Annotated in this window: 6 protein-coding genes and 1 pseudogene; 1 reads left to right on the forward strand and 6 read right to left on the reverse strand. The window is 64.5% G+C overall.

Annotated features, from left to right (window positions below; translation table 11 throughout):
• Nucleotides 1-282 (forward strand): annotated as a pseudogene (locus tag EOD15_RS23605) (bifunctional 5,10-methylenetetrahydrofolate dehydrogenase/5,10-methenyltetrahydrofolate cyclohydrolase); the annotation flags it as partial.
• Between the two features lie 9 nt (nt 283-291).
• On the opposite strand, the gene EOD15_RS23610 reads toward EOD15_RS23605, so the two are convergent.
• From EOD15_RS23610 to EOD15_RS23635, 6 genes are all read right to left on the reverse strand, one after another.
• Complete coding sequence (locus EOD15_RS23610; protein WP_127318606.1) at nt 292-1,299, reverse strand: hypothetical protein; 1,008 nt, start codon at nt 1,297-1,299, stop codon at nt 292-294.
• A gap of 30 nt (nt 1,300-1,329) precedes the next feature.
• Nucleotides 1,330-2,628 carry a glycolate oxidase subunit GlcF gene (gene glcF / locus EOD15_RS23615; RefSeq protein ID WP_127318608.1) on the reverse strand — a complete coding sequence of 433 codons (1,299 nt, stop codon included), beginning with the start codon at nt 2,626-2,628 and terminating at the stop codon, nt 1,330-1,332.
• A 10-nt stretch (nt 2,629-2,638) separates the two neighbouring features.
• Nucleotides 2,639-3,844: a glycolate oxidase subunit GlcE gene (gene glcE, locus EOD15_RS23620; RefSeq protein ID WP_127318610.1), complete on the reverse strand. Its 1,206-nt coding sequence runs from the start codon at nt 3,842-3,844 to the stop codon at nt 2,639-2,641.
• Nucleotides 3,841-4,437 carry an ASCH domain-containing protein gene (locus tag EOD15_RS23625; RefSeq protein WP_245463749.1) on the reverse strand — a complete coding sequence of 199 codons (597 nt, stop codon included), beginning with the start codon at nt 4,435-4,437 and terminating at the stop codon, nt 3,841-3,843. The genes glcE and EOD15_RS23625 overlap by 4 nt, the downstream gene beginning before the upstream one ends.
• A 294-nt stretch (nt 4,438-4,731) precedes the next feature.
• Complete coding sequence (locus EOD15_RS23630) at nt 4,732-6,228, reverse strand: FAD-linked oxidase C-terminal domain-containing protein (RefSeq protein ID WP_127318612.1); 1,497 nt, start codon at nt 6,226-6,228, stop codon at nt 4,732-4,734.
• 193 nt (nt 6,229-6,421) lie between these two features.
• Entirely contained in the window at nt 6,422-7,744 is a 1,323-nt protein-coding gene (locus tag EOD15_RS23635) for a DUF3422 family protein (RefSeq protein ID WP_127408877.1), read from the reverse strand.
• Nucleotides 7,745-7,794: the final 50 nt, after the last annotated feature.

Below are 7,794 nucleotides of genomic sequence, written 5' to 3' on the forward strand. Positions count from 1 at the left end.
GGCAAGCCGCGGCTGAGCAAGGCCGACATGGTCAAGCCGGGTGCTGCCGTCATCGACATCGGCATCAATTCCGAAATCGGCCCCGACGGCTCCAGCCGCATCGTCGGCGACGTCGACACCGAAAGCGTGCGCGAGGTCGCCTCCTGGATCACACCGGTGCCGGGCGGTGTCGGCCCGATCACGGTCGCCATCCTGCTGCGCAACACCATGGTCGCGCTCAGCCGCCAGCGTGCGCTTTATGAGGCGACCTACGGTACGGCCGACAGGCTCGCGGCGGAGTAGCTGCTTTCGTCACGTGTATTGCGGCACGTGGCATGTGATCCGGGATTCTTCGTCCCAGAAGACATAAAGCATGCCGCCGCTGCCCCAAAAGAAGCCTGCCAGTGAATCGAATTGCAGAAGAAATTTCATTTCCCGATCTGTTCCGGGAACCAACGGAAATTGCGGCCCTTGAACCCATGACGGCAGCCCGCCAAGCCGGAAGAGATTTTGCCGCGAATTGCTGATCCCCCACGACTGCCTGAGCCAGCGTGGCGGCGTAGGCGCCAGGCGGACGGTGCTCTCCTTCGAAGCCGGCTCGATTGCGGAGCCATAATCGGAATGAAACGGCGCGATCGGCGTCGGCATGCCCGCAGCATCGTGCGAATAATAGGCCGGTTCCAGCGAGCCGTCGCAGGTCTCGATGCGCAGCCGGGGAAAGGGCGGCATTATCCCGGCGCCGAACTCGTTCAGGGTGACGAGATGGACCAGCCGCCTGCCGCAAGCCGGACACAGGCCCCTTCCCTCACCGCCGATCGTGAACGGCTGTCCTGCCGTCGGCAGATGCCAGGTGGGATGATTGCGGTGCGTCGGGAACGGCGAGTCGTCTGGCGTGCCGCCTTCAAGGACGAGATGGTGACAGGCCGGCGGCAAGCGAGGATCGGCGTGGGTTTGCCAATCCTCAAAATCTGGAATGTCTGCCAACACTTCGTCCGGGAACAACTCGGGCGCCTGCAAGGCGGCGCGAGCCAACAGGTCTTCAACGTCAGCGCCGCCTTCCGCCGCATCTTGCAGGAGGGTTGCAAGGCGAGCCAGATCCGCATCGTCAAGGAACGAGACCGCGTCGTCGATAAGAGTGATCCGGTGGACGCCGGCTTCGACGGCCGCCTCGATGAGCTGAATCAAGAACGCCGATCCGTCTTTCAAATATCGGGCGATAATGACTTCGCAATCGGCATAGCGAGCCTGAAATGTCGAACGCGACTCCTCCGACAGAAGGCGAACCACGGTTTCGATATCTTGCTGTTGTGAGTTGGGCATTACGCATCGTCCTTAGCGGATGCTTCGCCGTCAACTCATTTTGGGCGGCTCGCCGCCATAGGCCCAGTCGAGCAGCTTGATCGTGTGCACCACCGGCAGCTTGGCGGCGGAAGCGATCTGGGTGATGCAGCCGATGTTGCCGGTGGCGACGATCGAAGCCCCCGTCGCCTCGATGTTTTTCACCTTGCGATCGCGCAGCTTGGCCGAGATCTCGGGCTGCAGGATGTTGTAGGTGCCGGCCGAGCCGCAGCAGAGATGTCCTTCACGCGGCTCGCGCACGACGAAGCCGGCCTTGGCCAGCAGTTCCTTCGGCTGGCGGGTGATCTTCTGGCCGTGCTGCATCGAACAGGCCGAGTGATAGGCGACGACTGTGCCCGGCTTGCGCACCGGTTCAGGCAGGTCGAGGGTCGAGAGATATTCGGTGATGTCCTTGGCCAGCGCCGACACACGCGCGGCCTTGTCGGCATAGGCAGGATCCAGCCGCAGCATGAAGCCATAGTCCTTGATCGTGGTGCCGCAACCCGACGCGGTGATGACGATGGCATCGAGCCCACCCTGGTCGATCGCCCGCGTCCAGGCGTCGACATTCTGTCTCGCCGAGGCAAGCGCGGCCTGCTCGCGCCCCATATGATGCACCAGCGCCCCGCAGCAGCCCTCGCCCGGTGGCACCACGACCTCGACGCCGAGCCGCGACAGCAGCGAAATCGTGGTGTCGTTGATGGCGGGATCGAGCACCGATTGCGCGCAGCCAGTGAGGATGGCGACGCGGCCTCTTTTGCTCCCCTGCCCGGCATGGATGCCTGGCGAGCCCATCGGCGAAGCTACCGGGATCGAGGCCGGCGCGAGCTTGAGCATCGCACTGAGCGGCTTCAGCGCCGGAACCTTGTCGAACAAGCCTATAAACGGCTTGCCCAGCTTCGCCAGCTTGAGCGCGGCGCGAAACCGCTGGGGATAAGGCAGCACGAAGGCCAGCGTGGCGCGGGTCAGGCGATCGAGCAGCGGCCGCTTGTAGGTCTCCTGGATATGGGCGCGGGCATGGTCGACCAGATGCATGTAGTTGACGCCCGACGGGCAGGTGGTCATGCAGGCGAGGCAAGACAGGCAGCGATCGATATGGGTGACGATCTCCTTGTCGGCCGGGCGGCCGTTTTCCAGCATGTCCTTGATCAGGTAGATGCGCCCGCGCGGTGAATCGAGCTCGTTGCCAAGCGTCACATAGGTCGGGCATGTCGCGGTGCAGAAGCCGCAATGCACGCATTTGCGCAGGATTTTCTCGGATTCCGCGACGTGCGGATCGGCAAGCTGGGCAAGCGAAAAATTGGTCTGCATCGCTAATGTCCTAGGCCATTCGGCCGGGATTGAGGATGTGCTTCGGGTCGAATTCTTGCTTCAGCCGCTGGCTGAGTGCTGCCAGCGCCGGCGGCTGCGGCTCGAACACCGGCAGAGCGGCGCGATGCGAGGGTGCGGCGCGCACCAGCGTCGCATGGCCGCCGCCATGTTTCCTCAACAGCCCGCGCAGCAGGGCGGCTTCCGGATCGCCCTGTTCCATGCGCAGCCACACCAGCCCGCCCTGCCAGTCATAGTAGGCGCTGACGGCGGCCTGCATGCGCAGCGTCAGGACCATCTGGTGGCACTGTCCCGGCGTCATCGAGACACGCCAGACCGGTTTCTCGCTGTTGTCGGCGAAGGGCCTGCAATCGCGTACATCGCGCCAGATCAGCCGTGAAGCGTCACCGGCAATCTCCTGCAGCGGCCCGGCCTTGCCGAGCAGCGTTTTCAGCGCGGCGATGCGGTAGGCAACCGACGGGCCGAAGCCTTCGACACGCAGCAGCGTTGCAGCGTCGCTGCCGAGCGCGCTGCCAGCGACCCGTGCAGCGATGCGCTCCGGCAGATGGGCCGCACTCGACACTTCCGCGCTGGAACGGAGCGCCAGGGCCATGGCGGCGGCCGCGGCATCGTCGAGCAGGCCACGGATGGCGAGCGTGACTTCGGTCTCGGCTGCCGGCAGCACCTTGAAGGTGACGTCGGTGAATACGGCCAGCGTGCCCCAGCTGTTGGCCATCAGCTTCGACATGTCGTAGCCGGTGACGTTCTTGACGACGCGGCCGCCCGACTTGAAGGCCTCGCCACGACCGGACACCACATTGATGCCCAGGACATGATCGCGCGCAGCCCCTGCCTTGAGCCGGCGCGGCCCGGAGAGGTTTGCGGCGAGCACGCCGCCGATTGTGCCTTTGCCAGACTCGCCGCCGAGCAGCGGGCCGTAATCCATCGGCTCGAAGGCAAGCTGCTGGCCATTTTCCGCCAGCAGCTTTTCGATCTCGGCCAGCGGTGTGCCTGCCTTGGCCGACAGCACCAGTTCAGCCGGTTCATAGAGCGTGACGCCAGAGAGTTTCGACAGGTCGAGCGTGTGTTCGGTTTGCAGCGGCCGGCCGATGCCACGCTTGGAGCCGTGGCCGAGGATTTCCAGCGGCGAGCCTTCCGCCGCTGCCCAGGCGACGGTGGAGAGAACTTCGTCTGACGTGGTTGGGGTGAAAGTGGTCAAAGCCTGTGCTCCCGAAGCCTTTCGAGCACGGCTTCGCCCCGTGGCGACAGCCGATAACCGATCTGGAGACTCTCGGTGAGTCCGAGTTCCCCAAGCTTGCGGACATCCTGCTTGAACTTCAGCTTTTCGACACCGGCCTTGTCGGCCAGGACAGCAGCCGGCACTTCCGGATGGGCGCCGATCGCCTGCAGGATCCACAGGAAGTAGCCGGGTGCCGTTTTGTCCCAGCGCGCAAAACGCTGGGTCAAGGCATGCCAGTCCTCATCGGAAAGCACGGCGTCGCCGCGCAGGGCAACGCGTTCGTCGGGCTCGATGCCTTTGAGCTCAATGCGATAGACCGGGGTACCGTCATCGGGGCCAAGCATCTCCTGAAGGGCTCCTCGGGACGGAAAGCCGGCTGCGGTCGCGTCTTTCTCCGTCAATTCGGAGCCGCTCGCGATCGAGATGTCCCCGATCCTAACCGCACCTGACGCCGTTCTGACCCGCCCGCCGGCCTTGACGGTCGGCCGCTTCCAGCGGCGAAAAGCGAGCGTCACTTCATTGCGCGCGATCTTGTCCAGCAAGGATTGTTTGAACAGCAACTCAAACCTCACTCGGGCATGGGTTCCTCGCCCCCGCAAAGCGGGGGAGAGGTGGCTCGGGCAAAGCCCGAGACGGAGAGGGGGCGAATTCTATGCCAGACGCGAGTTCGGATATGCTGAGTTCCTTGGCGCCCCCCTCTGTCCTGCCGGACATCTCCCCCTCAAGGGGAGAGATCGGATGTCGCATATGGCTTCGCCAATCTCCAATGGTGACAAAAGGGCGAGGCGCGCGAGCTGCCAATCTCCCCCCTTGAGGGGGAGATGTCCGGCAGGACAGAGGGGGGTGTTCAAGCGCCGACATATCCCTCAAAACCTCGGAATGTCCGGAAACGGCAGCTTGCCGCCAGAAATGTGCATGCGGCCGAGTTCGGCGCATCGCCGCAGTTGCGGGAACACTTTTCCCGGGTTGAGCAGATGGTTGGGATCGAAGGCGCATTTGACGCGCATCTGCTGGTCGAGGTCGACCTGGGTGAACATTTCCGGCATCAAATCGCGTTTTTCCACGCCCACCCCGTGTTCGCCGGTCAACACGCCGCCGACCTTGACGCAGAGCCGCAATATGTCGGCGCCGAAGCTTTCGGCCTTGTCGAGTTCGCCCGGTACGTTGGCATCGTAGAGGATCAGCGGATGCAGATTGCCGTCGCCGGCGTGAAAGACATTGGCGACGCCGAGACCGTATTTTTCCGACAGCTCGCGCATGCCGGCGAGCACGCGCGGCAGCTCCTTGCGCGGGATGGTGCCGTCCATGCAGTAGTAGTCGGGCGAGATGCGGCCGACGGCCGGAAACGCCGCCTTGCGGCCGGCCCAGAAGCTCAGCCGTTCCTGTTCGGACTGCGAAATGCGGCAGGTGGTCGAGCCGTTCTTGTAGGCGATGGCCTCGACAAGGCCGATCAGATGATCGACCTCGACGCCCGGCCCGTCGAGCTCGACGATCAGCAGCGCTTCGACATCCAGGGGATAGCCGGCATGGACGAAATCCTCGGCGGCGTGGATCGCCGGCCGGTCCATCATCTCCATGCCGCCCGGAATGATGCCGGCGCCGATGATGTCGGCGACGCACTGGCCGCCCTGCTCACTGGTCGGGAAGCCGATCAGCAGTGCGCGAGCCGTCTCCGGTTTCTTCAGGATGCGCACGGTGACCTCGGTGACGACGCCAAGCAGCCCTTCCGAACCCGTCATGACGCCGAGCAAGTCATAACCTTCCGCATCGAGGTGACTGCCGCCGAGCCGTACCACTTCGCCATTCATCAGCACCATCTCGATGCCGAGCACATTGTTGGCGGTGAGGCCATATTTCAGGCAGTGCACGCCGCCGGAATTTTCGGCGACATTGCCGCCGATCGAGCAGGCGATCTGGGAGGATGGATCGGGGGCGTAGTAAAAGCCCTCCTGCTCGACGGCGGTGGTGATGCCGAGATTGGTGACGCCCGGCTGGGCAACGACGACGCGATTGGGGAAATCGATCTCGAGGATACGGTTGAAGCGGCTCATCACCAAAAGCACCGCGTCCTCGAGCGGCAGCGCGCCGCCCGACAGCGAGGTGCCGGAGCCGCGCGGCACGACGCGGATGTTGCGATCGTTGCAGTATTTCAGCACGCGCGACACCTGCGCCACGGTTTGCGGCAGAACAACAACCAGCGGCAGCTGCCGATAGGCGGTCAGGCCGTCGCTCTCGAAGGCGCGCATGGAATTGGCGGCGTCGACGACGCCCTCACCCGGCACGATGATGCGCATGTCGGCGACGATCTCGTCGCGCCGGCGCATCGTGGCGTCGTCTGGTTTCGGCATGGCCAGGCCGGACATCAGCAGCCTCATTTCGCTTGACTGGTCAAAATCTTTTACCAGTGAAGCGCGTTGGGTGCAAATCCTGTGGTGGTTGGGAATCCGGCATCAAGGCTGAGGCAAGCTTCCGCAGCGGCAATCTGCCGCTGTCTCACCCTCCCCCGCGCGGCGCTCTACGAGGACCCCCACCCCATAAGTGGGAGGGTGAGCAGATCTATTCGCCGGGCGGCTTGCCGGGTTCGGAGTGCATCTTGCGCACGCGGCGTACGCCCCACCAGACCAGCAGGATGGCGACAGGCACCGAAGCCGCGGTAATGATCTCCGGCGCGAAGGCATTGCCGAAGATCGAGGCGCCCTTGGCGACATAGCCGACAAGGCCGACCACATAATAGGAGACGGCGGCGACCGAGAGCCCCTCGACGGTCTGCTGCAGCCGCAGTTGCAGGCGGGCGCGGTTGTTCATCGAGGCAAGCAGGTCGCGGTTCTGTTTCTCGACCTCGACATCGACCCAGGTGCGCAGCAGTGTCGTGGCGCGGGTCAGTTTTCGCGACAGATTTTCCTGCCGCTCCTCGACCGAGCGGCAGGTGCGCATTGCGGGCGCCACCCGGCGCTGCAGGAACCCGCGCCATGTGTCATAGCCGGGCACAGCCTCTTCCTCGAGCGCCTCCAGCCGTTCGCCGACGATGCCGTCATAGGCACGGCTGGCGCCGAAACGGTAAAGGCTCGACGCCGCGTCCGCCTCCAACTCCGCCGCAAGTTCGGTCAGATCGGCCAGCAAGGTCTGGCTGTCACGAGTCCCGGCGACCTTCATCTCCAGCGTGGTCTGCGCCAGCCGGTCTTCGATGCGGCGGGCGCGGCCGGACAAGGTCAGCGCCAGCGGCAGGCCGAGCATGGCCAGCGTCCGATAGGTTTCGATGTCGATAAGCCGCTGCGACAACGCGCCGGTACGCGCCGGGGTCAAGCCGCGATCGAGCAGCAGCATGCGCGTCAGGCCATCGCCATCCTGGCGAAAATCGGTGACGATGGCGGCGTTTCCGCGCTCGACCAGCGAGTAGCACAGGCTGGTCGGATCGAAACCGGCTATCAGCTGCTCGCTCGCTTGCGTCCATTTGCGGATTTCGAGCCTGATGCCGGAGATGCAGGTTCCCGGCGGCGAAAACCCGTTGCCGAAGGGGGAGTCCTCCTGCGTCCTGCCGCTTTCGGAAAGCGGCCCTTCCCACAAATAGGTCGAGAACTCGGTGTGCCGCTCCCACCGCAGCGAGCCCTTGCCCCATTTCATGGCATGGTGGCGGGCCTGGCGGTCGGGCGCGGCGATGCCGAGGCGCCGCGACAGTTCGGAAAGCACCGCGTGGTCGACGCCCGAGCCACCCTCCGTCATGAAGGCGAGTTGCATCAGGACGCGTGGCTTTTCGATCAGCGGGTGCGGCCGGGCATGAACCTCGCCGAGTGCGCCGGGCCGGCCCTCATGCGCGGGAAAGCCCATGACGCTGCCCTTGTCGCGCGGCTGGAATTCGAGATCGGACGGGTCGTCTGACACGGCTTGTTCCCTGGGTTTCCTTGAACCCTCTTGCACGCGCGTCCCTCTAG

Origin of the sequence: Mesorhizobium sp. M7A.T.Ca.US.000.02.2.1 (assembly GCF_003996995.1) — a bacterium.
Classification (GTDB): Bacteria; Pseudomonadota; Alphaproteobacteria; order Rhizobiales; family Rhizobiaceae; genus Mesorhizobium.

Coding starts and splice junctions, on each gene's coding strand:
- EOD15_RS23610 (WP_127318606.1), bottom strand. CDS start 1,299: ATGCCCAACTCACAACAGCAAGATATCGAAACCGTGGTTCGCCTTCTG.
- glcF (WP_127318608.1), bottom strand. CDS start 2,628: ATGCAGACCAATTTTTCGCTTGCCCAGCTTGCCGATCCGCACGTCGCG.
- EOD15_RS23630 (WP_127318612.1), bottom strand. CDS start 6,228: ATGTCCGGCCTGGCCATGCCGAAACCAGACGACGCCACGATGCGCCGG.